Origin of the sequence: Sphaerotilus sp. (assembly GCF_013299175.1) — a bacterium.
GTDB lineage: Bacteria > Pseudomonadota > Gammaproteobacteria > Burkholderiales > Burkholderiaceae_C > Sphaerotilus.
In genome coordinates this window covers 17,817-37,199 of record NZ_JAAFKF010000005.1, presented here as the reverse complement: position 1 = coordinate 37,199, position 19,383 = coordinate 17,817, and the positions used below count along the sequence as shown (strand labels likewise).

Below are 19,383 nucleotides of genomic sequence, written 5' to 3'. Positions count from 1 at the left end.
CGACCGGCAACATTGCACACACTGGTACACACCGGCACACACCAAAGGGGAACCACCGCCATGGCGCTGCAACAACTGTCCGAATGGTTCCTGACCGTGTTCGGCGACATCAAGGTCTTCCGCTTCCCCTTCTTCCTCGTCTACGACCCCGGCTCCTACCAGGTCAAGGGCGACGATGTGCGGGCACTGATCGATGTGCTCCAGCCCGGCGACATCCTGCTGCGCGCGTATGCGAACTACCTCGACGGCAAGTTCATCCCCGGCAAGTTCTCGCACGCGGGCCTGTACTGCGGCGCGGTCCACGAAGACGACCGTGCCCTGGTCGGCACCCGCCAGCGCAGCCGCAGCGCCCGCGACGAGGCCCGGTCCGCGCTGTTCCACACCGGCGCGCAGATGGTGGTCCACGCCATGGCCGAGGGCGTGTTCATCGAGGACATCCTGACCTTCAGCCGCTGCGACCAGCTCGTGGTGCTGCGCCTGCCTCGGCAGATCGCGCTGCGGCCGGATGCGGCGCCCTCGCCCATCGACCCCACCCTGCTTTCGCCGGAAGAACACAGCCTGCGCGAGCGGCTGGCGTCGGGCGAGGCCAGCCCGCGCGAGGAGTTCACCGCGCTGGCCATCGGCCATCCCGCCGGACGATTTCCTCAATGACCACCTGCAGCGGGTCTGGGCGAGCGCCTCGGTGCGCAACCGCTACCCGGAGCTTGGCTTTCCCACGCCCACGCTGCGGATCTGACCAGAAGCACCGCGCCGTGCCGCAGGTCAGTCTCGGGCGTGGTCGAGGTCCGGGCGGTGCCACGGATCGACGTGCGTCATCAGGTTGAGCACGCGGTGGAGCTGCAGGACGCGGTGGCGTGCCTCGACGGCGATGTCGTGGCCTTGCTCGACCGTCAGCGTCGCGTCCACCTCGATGTGGGCGTCCACCACGATCATGTCGCCCATCTTGCGGGTGCGGATGTCGTGGACCCCGCTCACCCCCGGTGTCTCGACCAGCGTGCGGCGGATGGCGGCGAGTTCCTCCTCATCGACGGCACGGTCCATCAGGTCGTGCATCGCCTCCCAGGCGAAGGACCAGCCCATGCGCGCCACCATGAAACCGACGATCAGCGCGGCGATCGGGTCGAAGATGGGGTAGCCCAGCAGGTTGCCGGTGATGCCGATGCCGACCACCAGTGACGAGGCGGCGTCCGAGCGCGCGTGCCACGCATTGGCCACCAGCAGGCTCGACTTGACCCGCTTGGCCACCGCCAGCATGTAGCGGAACAGCGATTCCTTGGCGACCAGCGCCGCGCCCGCCACCCACAGCGCGATGACCTCGACCGGCGCCACCGTTTCCGGCGACTGCAGCTTCTGGAACGCCGACCAGACCATGCCCAGCCCCACCGCCAGCAGCAGCGTGCCCAGCACCAGCGAGGCCGCGTTCTCGACCCGCTGGTGGCCGTAGGGGTGGCTCTCGTCGGCGTCGCGCTGGCTCTGGCGGTTGGCCACGAGCACGACGAAATCGGCGACCAGATCGGACAGCGAGTGGATGCCGTCGGCGATGAGTCCCTGGGATTTCGACAGGATGCCCGCCGCGATCTGCAGCACGGTCAGCACCAGGTTGACGACCACGCTGACCCAGGTGCTGCGGGCCGCCGCCGCCGCCCGCTCCGCTGCGGAGTATTCGGTGTCTTCGGGGTCGTCGGTGTTGTCAGTGAATTGCATGGTGGGGTGGCGGCTTGGCGCTCAGAAGCTCGATCAACCTGCGATCGTAACGACGCAAGATGAACACCGCCTCAAGAACTTCAGCCGCGCAGCGCCTGCGCCTCGGCCGCCAGCCGGGTGATGCGCGCCCAGTCACCGGACTTGACCGCGTCGGCCGGCGTCAGCCACGAGCCGCCGCAGACCTTGACGTTGGGCAGCGCGAGGAACTGCGGCGCCGTCTCCAGCGTGATGCCGCCCGTCGGACAGAACACCACGTCGTGGAAGGGGCTGGCGAACGCCTTGAGCAAATTGATGCCGCCCACCGCCGTGGCCGGGAACAGCTTCAGGAAGCGGTAGCCATCGGCGTTGGCCATCATGACTTCGCTGGCGGTGGAGACACCGGGCAGCAGCGGCAGGCCGATGTCCAGGCAGGCACGGCCGATCTCGGACGTGTAGCCAGGGCTGACGGCGAACTGGCAGCCGGCGTCCTTGGCCGCCTGCGCATCGGCGATCGAACGCACGGTGCCGGCGCCGACGATGGCTTCGGGCACGGCGGCGACCATGGCGCGGATGCAGTCGAGCGCAGCCGGGGTGCGCAGCGTCACCTCCAGCACGCGCACGCCGCCCGCGACCAGCGCACGGGCGAGCGGCACGGCGTCCTCCACGCGGTCGATGACGATGACGGGGATCACGGGGCCGCAGGCGGCGAGTTCGAGGGTGTTCATGGACAGGCTCAGGGTTGCAAGGTCAGTCAAATCACGGGGTACAAGCCACAAGGCACAGGCCGTTCACAGCCAGGTCACGGCGCCTTCTTCGGCGGTCAGCACGTTGCGGCGCATCCCGCCGAACAGCTCGCGGCCCATGCCGTGTCCGGCGTCGTCGGTCAAGGCATCGGGGCGTGCTTCGGTGGCCCGCGCCGCCCATTCCTCGGCCGGCACCAGCGCCTCCAGCACGCCGGTCACGGCATCGACGCGCACCAGATCCCCCGTGCGCACCTTGCCCAGCGGCCCGCCGGCCAGCACTTCCGGGCTGACGTGGATGGCGGCCGGCACCTTGCCCGACGCGCCGCTCATCCGCCCGTCCGTGACCAGCGCGACGCGGAAGCCCTTGTCCTGCTGCACGGCCAGCGGCGGCGTGAGCTTGTGGAGTTCGGGCATGCCGTTGGCTTTCGGTCCCTGGAAGCGCACGACGGCGACGAAATCCCGCTCCAGCTCGCCCGCCCGGAAGGCGACATGCAATGCTTCCTGGCTGTCGAACACGATGGCGGGGGCTTCGATGACGTGGCGGTCCTCGGGCACGGCGCTGACCTTCATCACGCCGCGGCCGAGATTGCCGGCCAGCAGCTTCAGACCACCCGATGCCCCGAAGGGAGCGGCGGCCGTGCGCACGATGCTGTCGTCGATCGGTGTCGCGGGCAGGTCGTGCCACACCAGCGCGCCATCGGCTCCTTGCGCCGGGACACGGCCATACGCCGCCATACCCCCTGCGGCCACCGTCAGCACGTCACCATGCAGACAGCCGCTGTCGAGCAGCTCGCGCAGCACGAAGCCCGGCCCGCCCGCCGCCTGGAACTGGTTCACGTCCGCCTTGCCGTTCGGGTAGACCCGCGACAGCAGCGGCGTGCAGGCCGACAGCTCGGAAAAATCGGTCCAGTCGATCACGATGCCCGCCGAGCGGGCGACGGCGACCCAGTGGATCAGGTGGTTGGTCGAGCCGCCCGTGGCCAGCAGCGCCACCATCGCGTTGACGATGCAGCGTTCGTCCACCAGCTCGCCGATCGGCGTGAACCGCTGGCCCTTGCGGATCGACAGCACGGTGCGCACGGCTTCGCGGGTGAGCGCCTCGCGCAGGCCGGCGTGGGGATGGATGAACGCGGTGCCGGGGACGTGCAGCCCCATCGCCTCCAGCAGCATCTGGTTGGAGTTGGCAGTGCCGTAGAAGGTGCAGGTGCCGGCGCCGTGGTAGGCGGCGGACTCGGCTTCGAGCAGCTTGTCGCGGCCGACCAGCCCTTGGGCGAACTGTTCGCGGACCTTGGACTTGTCGCTGTTGGACAAGCCCGTGCTCATCGGCCCGGCCGGCACGAACACGCACGGCAGGTGCCCGAACTGCAGCGCCCCGATCAGCAGCCCCGGCACGATCTTGTCGCACACGCCCAGCAGCAGCGCCGCGTCGAACACGTCGTGCGCGAGGCCGACCGCCGTGGCCATGGCGATGGTGTCGCGCGAGAACAGGCTCAGCTCCATGCCGGCGAAGCCCTGCGTCACGCCGTCGCACATCGCCGGCACGCCGCCCGCGACCTGCGCCGTCGCGCCGTGGCGGTGGGCTTCGTCGCGGATCAGCGCGGGGTAGCTCTCGTAGGGCTGGTGCGCCGACAGCAGGTCGTTGTAGGCGGTGATGATGCCGAGGTTGGGCGCCTTCTCGGCCACCACGCGGAACTTGTCCGAACCCGGCAGTGCCGCAAAGGCATGCGCCACGTTGGCACACCCCATGCGATCCGCCCCGCGGGGCTGCGCCGCCGCCGCCCGCATCCGGCGAAGGTAAGCCTCGCGCTGCGGGCGGCTGCGTTCACGGATGCGGGTGGTGATGTCGGCGATCTGGGATTTCATGGGCGGAGTCGATCTGAAGTCTTGAAACTTGACACACGATTAAAGCGTAACTAAGTTACAGCGTCAACTCAATCGCCAGACACCGACAGGGTCCAGAACGGACAACAGCCCGGCACGGTGGAGGATGTCCACCGTGCCGGGCTGTCCGGGTGGGGTCACACGGCCGTAACCGGCCGGTAACTCCGCGGCGTGCGCCGAAGCTTACGGAGCGTCGATCAGGCGGATCTCGACGCGACGTGCTTCCCGCTCGGTGCCGGTACCCGTGGTGCTCTCCGGCTTGCGCAGCAGCACCTGGTTCAGCGGAATGCCCGCCACCAGCAGGGCGGCGCGCACGGCCTTGGCGCGCTGCTTGGCCAGCTCGGCGTTCATGGCCGGGTCGCCCGAGGCGTCGTGGTAGCCCGACAGCAGCACGCGCTTGGCCGGATCGGCAGCGAGGGCCTTGACGGTTTCGGCCAGCGCCGGATCCGCATCGGCTTGCAGTGCGGCCGAGCCGGACTCGAAGTACGCGGTGGCCAGCGCCGCAGTGGTGGTGGTGTAGTCCACCAGCACGTCGGCGGTGTCGGCGGCACTGGCAGCGGCCGTTGCAGTCTGTGCCGTCGGTGCGGCAGAGCCTTTCACGGTACGCACCACGGCAAAGCCCAGCACGCCCAGCAGCAGCACGGCCACGCTGGTAAACACCACCCAAAGACCCACTTTGCGGCTGTCGTCGCGGTCGTCGTCACTCATGGAGAATCCTCCTCGTCGTTAAAAGGTGCGCAAGTTTAAGGGGGCGCACCAAAGCGAGGCTTGGTGCAACCCGAGAGACACCCGGCTTGTCGCACCGGCACCACTGCGGCGACACTGTCCCATGCACAGCCCACCGCCCCCGCTTTCGCCCACGGCCGTGTCAGGCTGCTCCGCCTTGTCGCTGGCCTTGTTGCAGACCACGCGCCAGCAACTCGCCGAGCGGCTGGAGCAGGGTGGACAGTTCTGGCTCTATGCCTACGGCTCGCTGCTGTGGCGCCCGCAGTTCGAACCCGCCGAGATCCGCCCCGCCCGGCTGTGGGGCCAGCACCGGGCACTGCGCATGCGCTCGCGGGTCAACCGTGGCTCGGCCGACTGTCCGGGGCTGGTGTTCGCGCTGCTGCCGGGCGGCTCCTGTGTCGGGCAAGTCCACCGGGCACGACCGGACGAGGCTCTGGCGCAGCTCGATGCGCTCTGGGAACGCGAGATGCCCAACGGCGTCTACACCCCGCGCTGGCTGTGCTGCCACACGCCGGGCGGCCCGGTCGAGGCGCTGGCCTTCACGCTCGACCCGGCCCACCCCAGCCACACCGGCCGGCTCGACGATGCCGCCCACCTCGCGATCTTCCGCAATGCCGAGGGCCGCTACGGCCGCACGGTGGAGTACCTGGACCGCACGGCGCAGTGCCTGCAGGCCCTGTCGATCCGCGATGCCGAAGTGTCACGCCTCGTTGGCCTGGCGCGCCGACACGGACTGCTGCCAGGCGAGGACGGTGCTTGAGGCCCGCAGGTGCTCCAGATCGGCGGTGGTGTTGATGTCCTGCAGCACACCGGGATCGGACACCTCGACCGCGTTCGAGGGATAGCGCACCAGCAGCCGCCGCAGCCCCTCCTCGCCGCTGAGCAGGATCAGCTCCGAGTACAGCTCCACCGACAGCCCGACCGGAAACCCCTGGCGCCCGCGGTGCTGGGCATAGGCGATCGGCGCACTCTCCAGCCCGCGCGCCACGGCCCGCAGCGTCTGCGGCTGCACCAGCGGCATGTCACCCGGCAGGACCAGCCAGCCCGGCACATGCGGACGCGCCCCGACCCCCGCCGCGATCGAGAACCCCACGCCCAGCGGCTCCCGGCTGGCCGAGCCGACGGGCGGCAACAGGATGATGTCGCGGGAGGCCACGACGCTGCGCGCCACATCGACCAGCGCCGCCACCGTCACCACCACCAGCGCCAAGCCCGACGACACCACCGCGTCGAGCGTGTGTGCCAGCACGCTGGCGGGGCCAAGTGCCTGTCCGAGCTTGGGGCCGTCGCCTTGAAAACGTGCGCCGCCCCCAGCGGCCAGCACCACCACGGTGGGCAAGCTCCGGTACGGACTCATGGCGTGGTCCTGGCATCGAGGTTGGCGGCGGTGGTGATGGTGGTGGTGGCATCCATGCCACATGGGAACCCACATCGAGCCCGAAGTGAACTGGTGCCTTCACTTAAGGACAAGCGCTATCCACGACAAATGGCGTGGCAAATGGCGCGACAAGCTGGTACAGCGCGGGACATTCCTATACTCGCCTGCATGGACCACATCGCCAATCTGCGCAAAAGCTACGAAGCCGGGGAACTCGACGAGTCCGGCGCCGCCCACGCCCCTCTGCAGCAATTCGAGCTGTGGCTGCAACAGGCCCTCCAGGCCGGTGTGCCCGAACCGAACGCGATGACGGTGGCCACCGTCGGGGCCGACGGACGACCATCCACGCGCATCGTGCTGATCAAGGGCTGCGACGCGCGCGGACTCGTCTGGTACACCAACTACGACAGCCGCAAGGGACAGGAGCTGGCGCTGCACCCGTGGGCGGCGCTGCAGTTCCATTGGGTCGAGCTGGAGCGGGTGGTCCGCATCGAGGGTTGCGTCGAGAAGGTATCCGCCGAAGAATCCGATGCCTACTATGCCTCGCGCCCGCTGGATTCGCGCCTGGGCGCCTGGGCCTCGCCACAAAGCCAGCCCATCACCTCGCGCACCGTGCTCGTCGCCAACGCGGCCCGCGCCGCCGCCCAGCACGGCTTGCACCCGCCGCGCCCGCCGCACTGGGGTGGCTACCGGCTCGTGCCGCAACGCTGGGAATTCTGGCAAGGCCGCAAGTCGCGCCTGCACGACAGGCTGGTCTACCGGCAGGATGGCGACGGAAGCTGGTTGCGCGAGCGTCTGGCGCCCTGAACCTGTGGACAACCGCAGGAATCTGCGGAAATTGGTACCGACTCGGGCAGAATGCGCCGTCCCGACCCACCCGGCGCCCGCCCCTGTCCACCGTGTTGCTCGATCCGTCCTGGAAACCCTTGTTGTCCGTGCTGGTGCAGCCGCCGGCCAGTCTGCTGCTGCTGATCCTGCTCAGCGTGTGGCTGATGCGGCGCCAGCCACGCCTGGGGGGGGTGCTGACCGTGCTGTCCACGGCCGGACTCTGGCTGATGTGCTGTGTCGGCACGGCCCACTGGCTGCAAGACAGCGTGCTGCGGCCACCACCGGCCCTGAGCGCCGTGCAAGTCCGCGCCCTGGCGCGCAGCCCGAACCAGCCACCCACCGCCATCGTCGTGCTCGGCGCCGGCCGCCACCGTCTGGCCGCCGAATACGGCACGTCCAGCCTCACCCAGCAGGCCATGGTCCGGCTGCGCTACGGCGTCTGGCTGGCCCGGCGCACCGGACAGCCGCTCGGCTACGCCGGCGGCGTCGGCTGGGCGCAGATCGGCGAACGCTCGGAAGCCGAGACCGCCGCGCAGACCGTGCAGGACGACTACGGCACCAGCCTGCGCTGGACCGAATCGCGCTCGCGCGACACCCGTGAAAACGCCGACCTGATGGTGCCGATCCTGGACAGCGCCGGCATCAAGCGCATCGTGCTCGTCACCCACGCCTCGCACATGCCGCGGGCGATGCGTGCCTTCCGGGACGCCGCGGGCAAGGGCATGGTGGTCATCCCGGCACCGGTCGCCGCCGTGACCCGCGACGACCAGCCGCTGCTGGACTGGATGCCCTCGCCGCACGGCTTCGTGCTGGTCTACAACGCCCTGCACGAGGTGCTCGGGCTGCTCACGGGGTCTTGAACAGCTCCGACCACAGCGCGTCCATGCGCTGTGTCACCGCCCGGTCCATCTCGATGGTGCGGCCCCACTCGCGGCTGGTTTCGCCCGGCCACTTGTTGGTCGCGTCCAGCCCCATCTTGCCGCCCAGCCCCGACACGGGCGAGGCGAAGTCGAGGTAGTCGATGGGCGTGTTCTCGACCAGCGTCGTGTCGCGCACCGGGTCCATGCGCGTCGTGATCGCCCAGATCACCTCCTGCCAACTGCGGATGTCCACGTCGTCGTCCACCACCACGATGAACTTGGTGTACATGAACTGGCGCAAAAAGCTCCAGATGCCGAACATCAGCCGCTTGGCGTGGCCAGGGTAGCTCTTCTTGATGCTGACGATCGCCATCCGGTAGCTGCAGCCCTCGGGTGGCAGGTAGAAGTCGGTGATCTCCGGGAACTGCTTGCGCAGGATCGGCACGAACACCTCGTTCAGGGCCACCCCCAGGATGGCCGGCTCGTCGGGCGGCTTGCCGGTGTAGGTCGAGTGGTAGATCGGATCCTTGCGCGTGGTCATGCGGCTGATCTCGAACACCGGGAACCAGTCCTGCTCGTTGTAGTAGCCGGTGTGGTCGCCATACGGCCCTTCGAGGGCATGCAGGTAACCACCCTTTTCCTTCAGCGGAATGCCTTGTTGGCTCACGCCCTCGAAGCCGGGCGCAGCGGGCGGGATGTGGCCTTCGAGCACGATCTCGGCAAAAGCGGGCACCTGGAGCTTCAGATCCCCCTCGCCGACGCCGCTCTCGGCCAACTCCGTGCGACCGCCGCGCAGCAATCCGGCGAACTGGTATTCGGAGAGGCTGTCCGGTACCGGGGTCACGGCCCCCAGAATCGTGGCTGGATCGGCACCCAATACCACTGCCATCGGAAAGGGCATTCCGGGATTTGCGTGTGCGAATTCACGAAAATCCAACGCACCTCCACGGTGGGCCAGCCACCGCATGATGGTTTGGCGCGGTCCGATCACCTGTTGCCGGTAGATGCCGAGATTTTGCCGTTTCCGGGGACGTGGAACCGACTGTGGACCGCGGGTTACTACCAATCCCCAGGTGATCAGCGGCGCCACATCACCCGGCCAGCAGTGCTGGATGGGCAGTTGTCCCAAATCGATCTCATCACCCGAAATGATCAATTCATGGCATGCCGGACGCCGCACCAGCGACGGCTTCATGTCCCACACCGTCTTGGCCATTCGTAACAAGTTACCGGCATCCTGCAGCCCTCTGGGGGGGTCCGGCTCCTTGAGGCGCGCCAATAGTTCACCAATTTCACGTAACGAAGACACCTGCTCGGCGCCCATGCCGAGGGCAACGCGCTCCGGCGTTCCGAAAAGATTGGTCACAACTGGAATGGCCGATGCCTTCCCACGGATCGTCGCGTTGTCGAACAGGAGTGCGGGGCCGCCGGCGCGCAAAGTGCGATCGGACAGCCAGGTCATCTCCAATTCGGTTGCAACCGATTTTTTCACTTTGAGCAGGGCCTTACGTTGCTCTAACAAGGCCAGGAAGTCTCTCAGGTCACGGTATTTCATAAATTTACAGTCTCATTACTGTGTTTCTTATTGTTGACTGGTTATTTGGACGACTTCTAGAATTCGTCCGTTTTCGAACACAGGGGGCTTGTGGCCTGCCGCGAACCGCGCAGTCGCCCCCTTCGATCCCGTTGCATGGGGGTTGACCCACCGACAAGAACCACTCGAACGAGGGCTGTCCGGTGTTGTGCAACGGGGATTATCTGGGCGCCGGCCCTTGGCCACACGGCGTCAGCAGTGATCGAAAGAGGATGTACATGCATGTATCCCGATCCTGGGAGCGAGTCCAGTCCGCCACCGTGCAATCGGTGCGGGTGTTCATCGCGGATCTCGGCAACGGCCTGATGGCCGCCAGCCACAACAGTCTGGCCGTCATCGGGCTGGCTGTCCTGAGTGTCACCTTTGTCATCGGCGGTCGTGCCGACGTGCGCGGCTTGCTGGAAGAGCGTGCGCTGGACTGGCTGGTCGAGCGGCAGGAAGCCCGCTCGGCCGCATCGACCCAGATGGACGAACCGACCCTGCTCGCCCAGGGTGATTTTTCGGCCGTGGACCGGGCCACCGCCATCGACCCGAGCGAACTCAACCGCCAGCAAGCGGCCGTCGCGCAGTGGCTGGCGCGCCGCTACAAGGTGGCGCCTGAACCGGTCAGCCGGCTGGTGCAGGAGTCGTGGTCGCTGGGCAAGCGGGTCGGGCTGGAGCCGACGCTGATCCTGGCCATCGTCGCCATCGAGTCCTCGTTCAACCCGTTCGCCCAGAGCGCGGTCGGCGCGCAGGGGTTGATGCAGGTGCTCACCCGTGTCCACGACGACAAGTACGTGGCCTTCGGAGGCAACCACGCCGCATTCGATCCACTGACCAATCTGCGCGTGGGCGTGCAGGTGCTCAAGGACTGCATCGCCAAGGCCGGTTCGGTCGAGGGCGGTCTGCGCCATTACGTCGGTGCAGCCAATCAGGCCAACGACGGCGGCTATGCCTTCAAGGTGCTGTCGGAGCAGGAGTTCCTGCAGCAGCTCATCAAGGGCCGCTCGGTGCCCGTGACCGCGCGCTTGCCGGTGCCGCCGGTGTCCGCGCCGGCGGACGCACCTGCACCCAATCTGAACACGCCGACCTCGCAGGGCGGCCGCCCCTCGGCCAGCAACGGCGCCAACCCGGTGCTGCAGACCCGACCTGACCGCGTGGCCGCGCTGAGCTACTGATAAACTTCTCGCACCACGCAACTGGCGTTCACGGGCTTCCACGGAGGTCCAAGGTGGGTCAACCACCGGGGAGCGTGGTCGCGGCAGTGCCCGGATCGGGGTGCTTGCCGCGGATTCTTTGCCGTGCGCCTGGGCAGCCCCCGCCTTGCCTCCCCAGCGAAGCAAGGTCGGCGGGGCCGGACATCACCGACAGGACTGCCTACCCATGTTTGACCGCGCTACCCAGACCCTCGCCGCCATCGATCCCGAGATCACGGCCGCCATCAACGCCGAAGTGCGCCGCCAGGAAGAGCACATCGAGCTGATCGCCAGCGAGAACTACACCTCGCCCGCCGTCATGGCCGCGCAAGGCTCGCAGCTCACCAACAAGTACGCCGAAGGCTATCCCGGCAAGCGTTACTACGGCGGCTGCGAACACGTCGATGTCGTCGAGCAGCTCGCCATCGACCGCGCCAAGCAGCTTTTCGGCGCCGACCACGCCAACGTGCAGCCGAACTCAGGCTCGCAGGCCAACCAGGCCGTGTTCTTCGGCCTGCTGCAGCCCGGCGACACCATCATGGGCCTGAGCCTCGCGGAAGGCGGCCATCTGACGCATGGCATGCCGCTGAACATGTCCGGCAAGTGGTTCAAGGTCGTCTCCTACGGCCTCGACGCCCAGGAAGACATCGACTACGACCAGATGGAGCGTCTGGCCCACGAGCACAAGCCGAAGCTGATCATCGCGGGTGCTTCGGCCTTCGCGCTGCGCATCGACTTCGAGCGGTTCGCCAAGGTCGCCAAGGCGGTCGGCGCGTATTTCATGGTGGACATGGCCCACTACGCCGGCCTGATCGCGGCCGGCGTCTACCCGAACCCGGTCCCCCACGCCGACGTGGTGACGACGACGACGCACAAGACCCTGCGCGGCCCGCGTGGCGGCCTGATCCTGATGCGCGGCGATGACATCGCCAAGAAGATCAACTCGGCCATCTTCCCCGGCATCCAGGGCGGCCCGCTGATGCACGTCATCGCCGGCAAGGCGGTGGCCTTCCTCGAAGCGCAGCAACCCGCGTTCAAGGCGTACCAGGAACAGGTGGTCAAGAACGCCGCCGCCATGGCCGAGACGCTGACCAAGCGTGGTCTGCGCATCGTGTCGGGCCGCACCGAGAGCCACGTCATGCTGGTCGATCTGCGCCCGATGGGCCTGACCGGCAAGGAAGCCGAGGCGCTGCTGGGCCGAGCGCACATGACCTGCAACAAGAACGGCATCCCCAACGACCCGCAGAAGCCGATGGTCACCAGCGGCATCCGCCTGGGTTCGCCCGCGATGACCACCCGCGGCTTCAAGGAAGAACAGGCCGTCCTGACCGCCAACCTGATCGCCGACGTGCTCGAAGCGCCGAACGACGAGTCCGTGCTGGCCCGTGTGCGCGAGCAGGTTGCCGCGCTGACCCGCGACTTCCCGGTCTACCGCGGCTGATGCGGCACCACGGCCGGGTGTCCTGACGATGCGCTGCCCCTACTGCGGTCACCAGGACACCACGGTCGTCGAAACCCGCGCCTCGGACGAAGGCGACGCGATGCGCAGGCGCCGCCGCTGCAGCGCCAGCACCTGCGACAAGCGTTTCACCACCTACGAGCGGGTCGAGCTGGCCATGCCCGCGGTGGTGAAGAAGAACGGCAACCGCATCGAGTTCGACCGCGCCAAGCTGCGGGCGTCGATGATGCTGGCCCTGCGCAAGCGCAACGTGAGCGTGGACCTGATCGAAGCGGCCATCGCCCGGATCGAGAGCACGCTGTTCACCAGCGGCGAAACCGAAGTCACCACCTCCCACATCGGCGAGCTGGTGATGCGCGAACTCAAGCGGCTGGACAAGGTGGCCTACGTGCGCTTCGCGTCGGTCTACCGGCGCTTCGAGGACGTGGACGCCTTCAACCAGCTCATCCGGGAAATCTGAGCCTCCCCCGAAATACCGGCACGCATCCCCCTTCAGAGGGACGCGCCCGTGGCAGGTGACTGCCTAGACTGAAGCCTGAACTCCACAGCCACCGCGGAGCAGGCCGATGACACGATCCACACGCAGGCACAGACACCACGGACACCACGGACTGACGCTGGTGGAGCTGCTGGTCGTCCTCGCGCTCACGGCCGTCGTGCTGCACAGCGCCGCCCTCACCTTCTCCAGTTGGCTGCTGCGCCAGCACCTGCTCGGCGTCTCGGCACAACTCCAGACCGATCTGCAACTGCTGCGCAGCGCCGCCGTGGTGCGCCACCGCATCCTGCGCCTGAGCTTCCAGGACACCAGCGCGGGCATGTGCTACCTGCTCCACAGCGGCGATGCCGATGCCTGCCAGTGCAGCGCCGATGCGCGGGACGAGCCGCAGGTGGTCTGCACCGACGGCACCGAGCTGCTGCGCGCCGCGCTGGTGCCCGCCGCCCGCCGTGTCCGGCTGCAATCGAACGTCGCCAGCCTGCGCCTCGACCCGCGCCACGGCACCTTCACCCCCACCGGCAGCATCGACGTGTCCACCACCGACGGCAGCAGCGCCCTGCGCCACATCGTGAACATCCTCGGCCGCGTGCGGACCTGCACGCCAGGGCCACAGGTACTGGGCTACAGCCCATGCTGAACACGCCACAGCCGCACCCTCGCCACGGCACCACCGCCGGCATGACGCTCGTCGAGCTGGTCATCGCGATGCTCATCGTGGCCATGCTGGCGACCCTGGCCGTGCCGGGCTGGCAGACCCAGGTCCGGCGGCTGCGGCGCAGCGACGCCATCACCCCCCTCGCCCAGCTCCAGCAGGCCCAGGAACGCTGGCGCTCCCAGCACCCGCTCTACGCCAGCGGACTCGGCCGGGACGGGCTGGATCTGCCCGTGCTCAGCCCGGCCGGCCACTACGACCTGACCACCTCGGTCCAGACCGACAGCGCCCACCGCAGCTACCGCGTCACGGCCATCGCCCGTGGTCCGCAGGCCGACGACCTTGCGTGCCGGTGGTTGGTGCTCGACCTCGATGCCGGACAGCTCCACCACCGCTCCGGACCCGATGCCCAGCTCGGCAACACCGATGCGCAGAACCGCCAATGCTGGACCTCATGACCCGCCACCATCCCCGACATCCACCCCGACCCCGACACCAGGGCTGGAGTCTGGTCGAGCTGATGCTGGCGATCGGGCTGGGCCTGCTGCTGCTCACGGTGGCGCTGCACCTGGTGTCCGGACACGTCGATGAGCAGCGCCGCTTGCTGCTGGAGAGCCGGTTGACGCAAGACCTGCGCACGGCGGTGGAGCTGGTCTCGCGGGACGTGCGCCGCGCCGGGTACTGGGCCGACGTGTCGGGCGGCGTGTGGGACGCGGCCCATCCCGCGGTGGCGCTGACCGCCAACCCCTACCGCGGCGCGGTGCTGAACGGCCCGGCCGCGGCGCCCTGGCTGGGCTACAGCTACAGCCGCGACCTGACCGAGGACGGTGTGAACAGCAACCAGGAAAAGTTCGGCCTGCGCCTGAACACCGCCACGCAGACCCTCGAATGGCGCCTGTCCGGCAGCGCCATCGCCCCGGACGAACGCGACCACTGGCAGGCGCTCACGGACCCGGCGCTCCTGCGGGTCACGCGGCTGGCGATCCGGCTGGACGAGACCCGCCAGAGTCTGCTGGGCCACTGCGCGCTGACGGCCTGCAACGGGCAAGCCCGCTGCCCGCCCGAGCGGATACAGCGCAGGGTGCGGGTCGAACTCGATGCGCAGGACGCCCGCGACAGCCGCATCCAGCGCCAGCTCACCACCGAAGCGCGCCTGCGCAACGACGAGGTCACGGGTGCCTGTCCGCTCTGAGCCACACCCACGCACTGCCGCCTCGGGCACCGGCACGCTCGCCATGGTGATGACCCTGCTGCTGATCGCCCACCTGAGCCTGCTCTACAGCCACCGCGCACTCCTGTTCGAGCAGCGTGCCAGCGCCGGCATGGTCCGCGCCGTCCGGGCACAGGAAGCGGCCCACGCCGGACTCGACTGGGCCGTGTCACACCTGAACGATCCACGGGCAGTGGACGCGCAATGCCTGCCCGCGCCACAGGACAGCACCACACGCCCTGCCGCGCTGCGCAGCCGCTGGGACCGCAGCCTCGCCACCGCGCTGCCGCTGCAACCCGCCTGCGCGCAGACCGCGACGGGTCCGGACTGGCGCTGCCACTGTCCCGACGGCGGCGCGGGCCAGGTTCCACCCACCGGCGCCGCCGCCGAAGCCCCCGCCTTCGCCGTGACCCTCCAGCCCGGTGCCCGCACGGGCCTGTGGACCCTGAGCGCCGAGGGCTGCTCGACCGCCGGCCCGGACTGCGGCGGCGACACCCAGCCCGAGCCGGACAGCCGCTACCGCATCACCACGGCGCTGGCCACACTCGGGCAGGTGGTGCAGCCCCCGCTGGCGGCGCTGACCAGCGTGGGCGCGGTCACGCTGGCCGACGGCGCCCGCACCGTCAACAGCGACCCCGCCAGCGGCGGCACCACGGTCCACAGCGGCAGCACCATCACCCTGGACACCCTGGCCCAAGTGCTCGGCCCGCCCGGTCAGCCCGCCGCCGCCGGTCTCGTGGCACAAGACCCGCCCCTGGCGGCAGGCGCCGACGCCCTCTGGCGGCGCCTGTTCGGAATGCATCTGGCGGCGCTGCAGGCCCTGCCGTCTTGGCAGACCCTGGCGTGTGCTGCCGGCTGCACGGGCGGCGACCTCGACAGCGCGTGGCGACTCGGCGCACGCGCGCTCTGGCTCGACGGGGATCTGGCACTGGCACAAGGCCAGTGGGGCACGGCCGAGGCGCCGCTGCTGCTGGTCGTGCGGGGCGTCCTGCGCCTCGGGCCGGACGCGGTGCTGCACGGACTGACCGTGGCGGGCCGCGTGGACACCTCGGCGGCGGCCGGGCCGCGCAGCCTGTTGCGCGGCGCCCTGGTCAGTCTGGACCGCACCACGCTGCGCGGGCCGATCGAGGTGGTGCGGGATGCTGGCGTGCTGGAGCGGGCCGGGGCGCTCGGCGGGGCGCTCGTGCCCGTGCCGGGTAGCTGGTTCGATCCCCATACCCGATGAACCGCCGCGGCCTGGCACTGATCGAGCTGCTGGTGGCCGTGGCCCTGTTCGGGCTGGGCACGGCCTCGCTGCTGCGGCTGCACCTGGAACTGCGCCGCAGCACCGACCTGTCCCGCCAGCGCAGCGAAGCCGTCCGCCACGCGGCCAGCGATCTGGAGCAACTGCGCTGGCTCAGCGGCACCACCGGCACCACCGGCAACGCCAGCATCGCCGACCGTGGACCGGTGCCGATCGACACCGCCTCCTCGCCCACCCGCTACACGCTGGAACGCCGCGTGCAGACCGACACGGCCGGGCGGCTGCACAGCGTGGCCACCACCGTGCGCTGGGAGGACCGCCAGACCACGGCCCACGCGCTGACCCTGGGCACGGCGCTGACAGCCATCGACCCGGCGCTGGGCGCGGCCACCCTGCTCAACCGCACCACCCCCCTCTCCAGCGCGACAGCCACCAGCAGCCCCGGCACCCCCGAACGCTCCCTGCGCATTCCCGCCGCCGCCCGCGACCTCGGTGACGGCCGCCACGCCTTCAAGCCGCGCACCGACGAGGCGCTGGTCTGGCTGTTCGACAGCCGCTCCGGCGAGGTGATCGGCCGCTGTGACAGCGTGGCGGGGCTGCCTGCCGAGTCCCTGAACGCCGGCAGCCTGGGCACCTGCAAGGCCATGAGCGGCCTGCTGCTCGCCGGCCACATCCGCTTCGCCACCGACCGCGACACCCTCACCAGCACCGACGCGGAGCAACCCGCCAGCGCGGCCATGGGCACCCTGCTGCGCCTGGGTCTCACCACCACCGGCCACCCCAGCCCGGCCTGGGAATGCGCGCAGGACGGCCCTGTCGGCGTGCCACCCGGCACCACGGCCAGGACGTCGATCGCCTACCACTGCGTCGTGCAGCCCGTGGCGCCAGCCTCTGGCGGAGTGCCGCGCTGGTCGGGGCGGCTCGATCTGGTCCCGCAGGGCTGGCTGCTGGTGGGCGCCACGGGGGGCAACACAGGACGGTTCCGCATCTGCCGCTACAGCGCCGACCAGGATGGCAATGGCCGCATCGACAACCCGGAACACCCCGCCAGCTACAGCGTGGTGACCACGCCGCTGGGCAACCAGAACTTCCTGGTGATCCGGGCGGCGGCGCGGTGTCCGGTCGATGCCGGCGCCAGCCATGGCGTGGACGACAGCACCGTCGCCCACCAGCCCTGACAATGGCGCCATGCGCGACACCCCCAGCTCCCCGTTTTCGGCCCACGACCAGGTGGCAATGGCCCAGGCACTGCACTGGGCCGAGCAGGCCATCGGACTGACAGAACCCAACCCGCGGGTCGGCTGCGTCATCAGCGATGGCCGCGGACGCGTCCTCGGCGCCGGCCACACCCAGCAGGCCGGCGGCCCGCACGCCGAAGTCATGGCCCTGCGCGCCGCCCAGGCCGACGGCCACAGCGTGCGCGGCACGACCGTCCACGTCACCCTGGAACCCTGTGCCCACCATGGCCGCACGCCACCGTGCGCCGACACCCTGATCGCCGCGGGCGTCGGCCGGGTCGTCGCCGCCGTGCTGGACCCGAATCCGCTGGTGGCCGGACAGGGGCTGGCGCGGCTGCAGGCGGCTGGCATCCCCGTGGCCCATGGGCTGATGGCCGACGCTGCCCGTGAGCTGAACATCGGGTTTTTCTCGCGCATGCTGCGCGGGCGGCCGTGGGTGCGGCTGAAGATCGCGGCCAGTCTGGATGGCCGCACCGCCCTGCCCGACGGCACCAGCCAGTGGATCACCGGCGCCGAAGCCCGCGCCGACGGCCACGCCTGGCGCCGCCGCGCCGGGGCCGTGCTGACCGGCATCGGCACCGTGCGCGAGGACGATCCGCGCCTGGACGTGCGGCTCGTCCACACGGCGCGCCAGCCCTTGCGCGTGGTGCTCGATGCGCGGCTTGACACGCCGCCGAACGCCCGGCTGCTGGACCCGCCGGGCGAGGTGCTGCTGGTGTGCGCTGCGACGGCGCTGAACAACCCGCGGGCGGCGGCGCTGGTGCGCCCGAACGTCACCGTGCAGCCCGTCCACACCGATGCGGGCGGCTGGATCGACCTGCCCGCCGTGCTGGACACACTCGGCCAGCGCGGCGTGAACGAGCTGCACATCGAGGCCGGCCAGCACCTCAATGGCAGCTTCGTGCGCGCCGGTCTGGTCGATGAATTCCTCGTCTACCTCGCACCCCGGCTGCTGGGCGCCGGCCGGGACATGGCCGCCTTCGGGCCGCTGGCACAGATCGCCGACGCCGCGCCGCTGGTCTTCACCGACCTCACCCGCATCGGTGCCGATGTGCGACTGATGGCACGGTCTGCAACGGCGTTCGGCTCGCCGGCCTGAGCCGCCTACAATCGCAGGATGCCGATTTCACCCATTCCCGAGCTGGTCGCCGAGCTGGCGGCCGGTCGCATGATCATCCTGGTGGACGAAGAAGACCGCGAAAACGAAGGCGATCTGGTCTTCGCCTCCGATCTGGTCACGCCCGAAGCGATCAATTTCATGGCCCGCTACGGACGCGGGCTGATCTGTCTGACCCTCACCCGAGAACGCTGCGAGCACCTGCAACTGCCGCCCATGGCCGCCCGCAACGGCACCAAGCACAGCACCGCGTTCACCGTCTCCATCGAGGCGGCCACCGGTGTCACGACCGGCATCTCCGCCGCCGACCGTGCCCGCACCGTGCAGGTGGCCGTCGCCCGTGACAGCGTGGCACGCGACCTCGTGCAACCCGGCCACATCTTCCCGCTGCAGGCGCAGGACGGCGGCGTGCTCATGCGCGCCGGCCACACCGAAGCGGGCTGCGATCTGGCGCGCATGGCGGGGTTGTCGCCGTCGTCGGTGATCTGCGAGATCATGAAGGACGACGGCACGATGGCCCGCCTGCCCGACCTGCAGGAATTCGCCCGCGAGCACAACCTCAAGATCGGCACCATCGCCGACCTGATCACCTACCGCAGCGGCAACGAGTCGCTGATCGAGTGCCTGCACCAGGACCGGCTGACAACGCCCTGGGGCGCCTTCGACAGCCGTGTCTACCGCGACCGCACCGGACAGGTCCACCTCGCGCTGAGTGCCGGTGCCTGGACGGATGAAGATGAAGTGCTGGTGCGCGTGCATGAACCGCTGTCGGTGATGGACCTGCTCGACATCGGCCGCGCCCGCCACTCGTGGTCGCTGCCGCAGGCGCTGACCACGCTGCAGGAGTCCGGCCGCGGTGTGGCCGTGCTGCTCAACGTGGCGCAGGACGCGCAGGCCCTGCTCGGCGTCGCCCTGCCGCCCACCGGCGAGCCGCCACGCACGTCGATGGACCTGCGCACCTACGGCGTGGGCGCCCAGATCCTGCGTGACCTCGGCATCCGCCGCATGAAGCTGCTCAGCAACCAGCGCCGCATGCCCAGCATGGTCGGCTACGGACTCGAAGTCACCGGGTTCATGCCGGTGGCGGGTTAACCCAAGGA

The 19,383-nt window shown here is 69.4% G+C and carries 20 protein-coding genes and 1 riboswitch; of the genes, 14 read left to right on the top strand and 6 right to left on the bottom strand.

From position 1 onward, the window contains the following. Window positions 1-60 precede the first annotated feature (60 nt). Window positions 61-651: a YiiX/YebB-like N1pC/P60 family cysteine hydrolase gene (locus QZW52_RS01860; RefSeq protein ID WP_293994543.1), complete on the top strand. Its 591-nt coding sequence runs from the start codon at window positions 61-63 to the stop codon at window positions 649-651. Between the two features lie 111 nt (window positions 652-762). Here the strand turns inward: QZW52_RS01860 and QZW52_RS01855 are convergent, their stop codons facing one another. The 4 genes from QZW52_RS01855 to QZW52_RS01840 all read right to left on the bottom strand — a co-directional run bounded on the left by QZW52_RS01855 (window position 763) and on the right by QZW52_RS01840 (window position 5,015). Beyond that, the gene (locus QZW52_RS01855; RefSeq protein WP_293994541.1) at window positions 763-1,704 is read right to left on the bottom strand and encodes a cation diffusion facilitator family transporter; all 942 of its coding nucleotides are present in this window, start codon (window positions 1,702-1,704) and stop codon (window positions 763-765) included. 80 nt (window positions 1,705-1,784) lie between these two features. After that, complete coding sequence (locus QZW52_RS01850) at window positions 1,785-2,408, bottom strand: bifunctional 4-hydroxy-2-oxoglutarate aldolase/2-dehydro-3-deoxy-phosphogluconate aldolase (RefSeq protein WP_293994538.1); 624 nt, start codon at window positions 2,406-2,408, stop codon at window positions 1,785-1,787. Between the two features lie 63 nt (window positions 2,409-2,471). Next, on the bottom strand, window positions 2,472-4,289 hold the full coding sequence (edd, locus tag QZW52_RS01845) for a phosphogluconate dehydratase (protein WP_293994536.1): 1,818 nt from the start codon (window positions 4,287-4,289) through the stop codon (window positions 2,472-2,474). Between the two features lie 201 nt (window positions 4,290-4,490). Next, the gene (locus QZW52_RS01840) at window positions 4,491-5,015 is read right to left on the bottom strand and encodes an OmpA family protein (RefSeq protein WP_293994533.1); all 525 of its coding nucleotides are present in this window, start codon (window positions 5,013-5,015) and stop codon (window positions 4,491-4,493) included. A gap of 121 nt (window positions 5,016-5,136) precedes the next feature. Here QZW52_RS01840 and QZW52_RS01835 point away from each other — a divergent pair, with 121 nt between their 5' ends. Then, window positions 5,137-5,793 (top strand): gamma-glutamylcyclotransferase, encoded by a 657-nt coding sequence (locus tag QZW52_RS01835; protein WP_293994530.1) that lies wholly within the window; start codon window positions 5,137-5,139, stop codon window positions 5,791-5,793. On the opposite strand, the gene QZW52_RS01830 is transcribed toward QZW52_RS01835, so the two are convergent. Beyond that, on the bottom strand, window positions 5,734-6,390 hold the full coding sequence (locus QZW52_RS01830) for a nucleotidyltransferase family protein (RefSeq protein WP_293994527.1): 657 nt from the start codon (window positions 6,388-6,390) through the stop codon (window positions 5,734-5,736). The genes QZW52_RS01835 and QZW52_RS01830 overlap by 60 nt on opposite strands. Before the next feature lie 189 nt (window positions 6,391-6,579). On the opposite strand from QZW52_RS01830, the gene pdxH reads away from it, so the two are divergent. Continuing rightward, on the top strand, window positions 6,580-7,218 hold the full coding sequence (pdxH, locus tag QZW52_RS01825) for a pyridoxamine 5'-phosphate oxidase (protein WP_293994524.1): 639 nt from the start codon (window positions 6,580-6,582) through the stop codon (window positions 7,216-7,218). 92 nt (window positions 7,219-7,310) lie between these two features. Further along, window positions 7,311-8,099 carry a YdcF family protein gene (locus QZW52_RS01820; RefSeq protein WP_293994522.1) on the top strand — a complete coding sequence of 263 codons (789 nt, stop codon included), beginning with the start codon at window positions 7,311-7,313 and terminating at the stop codon, window positions 8,097-8,099. Here QZW52_RS01820 and QZW52_RS01815 read toward each other — a convergent pair. Then, window positions 8,086-9,654 carry a UbiD family decarboxylase gene (locus QZW52_RS01815; RefSeq protein ID WP_293994519.1) on the bottom strand — a complete coding sequence of 523 codons (1,569 nt, stop codon included), beginning with the start codon at window positions 9,652-9,654 and terminating at the stop codon, window positions 8,086-8,088. The genes QZW52_RS01820 and QZW52_RS01815 overlap by 14 nt on opposite strands. A gap of 257 nt (window positions 9,655-9,911) precedes the next feature. Here QZW52_RS01815 and QZW52_RS01810 point away from each other — a divergent pair, with 257 nt between their 5' ends. The 10 genes from QZW52_RS01810 to ribBA all read left to right on the top strand — a co-directional run bounded on the left by QZW52_RS01810 (window position 9,912) and on the right by ribBA (window position 19,375). Then, window positions 9,912-10,850 (top strand): lytic transglycosylase domain-containing protein, encoded by a 939-nt coding sequence (locus QZW52_RS01810; RefSeq protein WP_293994516.1) that lies wholly within the window; start codon window positions 9,912-9,914, stop codon window positions 10,848-10,850. A 7-nt stretch (window positions 10,851-10,857) separates the two neighbouring features. After that, a riboswitch (ZMP/ZTP riboswitch) is annotated at window positions 10,858-10,992 on the top strand. 63 nt (window positions 10,993-11,055) lie between these two features. After that, a complete protein-coding gene (gene glyA / locus QZW52_RS01805) occupies window positions 11,056-12,309 on the top strand; it encodes a serine hydroxymethyltransferase (protein ID WP_293994513.1) in 1,254 nt (417 codons plus the stop codon). Between the two features lie 28 nt (window positions 12,310-12,337). Next, complete coding sequence (gene nrdR / locus QZW52_RS01800; RefSeq protein WP_293994510.1) at window positions 12,338-12,787, top strand: transcriptional regulator NrdR; 450 nt, start codon at window positions 12,338-12,340, stop codon at window positions 12,785-12,787. Window positions 12,788-12,893: 106 nt separating this feature from the next. Further along, on the top strand, window positions 12,894-13,460 hold the full coding sequence (locus QZW52_RS01795) for a GspH/FimT family protein (protein WP_293994507.1): 567 nt from the start codon (window positions 12,894-12,896) through the stop codon (window positions 13,458-13,460). Then, complete coding sequence (locus QZW52_RS01790; RefSeq protein ID WP_293994503.1) at window positions 13,454-13,933, top strand: type IV pilin protein; 480 nt, start codon at window positions 13,454-13,456, stop codon at window positions 13,931-13,933. Before QZW52_RS01795 ends, QZW52_RS01790 begins: the two co-directional genes overlap by 7 nt. Then, window positions 13,930-14,667, top strand: a complete 738-nt coding sequence (locus QZW52_RS01785; RefSeq protein WP_293994501.1) for a hypothetical protein — start codon at window positions 13,930-13,932, stop codon at window positions 14,665-14,667. The genes QZW52_RS01790 and QZW52_RS01785 overlap by 4 nt, the downstream gene beginning before the upstream one ends. After that, window positions 14,651-15,910 (top strand): serine/threonine-protein kinase, encoded by a 1,260-nt coding sequence (locus QZW52_RS01780; protein ID WP_293994499.1) that lies wholly within the window; start codon window positions 14,651-14,653, stop codon window positions 15,908-15,910. The genes QZW52_RS01785 and QZW52_RS01780 overlap by 17 nt, the downstream gene beginning before the upstream one ends. Beyond that, window positions 15,907-17,106 (top strand): type IV pilus modification PilV family protein, encoded by a 1,200-nt coding sequence (locus QZW52_RS01775; protein ID WP_293994498.1) that lies wholly within the window; start codon window positions 15,907-15,909, stop codon window positions 17,104-17,106. Before QZW52_RS01780 ends, QZW52_RS01775 begins: the two co-directional genes overlap by 4 nt. 10 nt (window positions 17,107-17,116) lie before the next feature. Beyond that, on the top strand, window positions 17,117-18,265 hold the full coding sequence (gene ribD / locus QZW52_RS01770) for a bifunctional diaminohydroxyphosphoribosylaminopyrimidine deaminase/5-amino-6-(5-phosphoribosylamino)uracil reductase RibD (RefSeq protein WP_293994496.1): 1,149 nt from the start codon (window positions 17,117-17,119) through the stop codon (window positions 18,263-18,265). 18 nt (window positions 18,266-18,283) lie between these two features. Continuing rightward, window positions 18,284-19,375: a bifunctional 3,4-dihydroxy-2-butanone-4-phosphate synthase/GTP cyclohydrolase II gene (gene ribBA, locus QZW52_RS01765; protein WP_293994493.1), complete on the top strand. Its 1,092-nt coding sequence runs from the start codon at window positions 18,284-18,286 to the stop codon at window positions 19,373-19,375. Window positions 19,376-19,383: the final 8 nt, after the last annotated feature.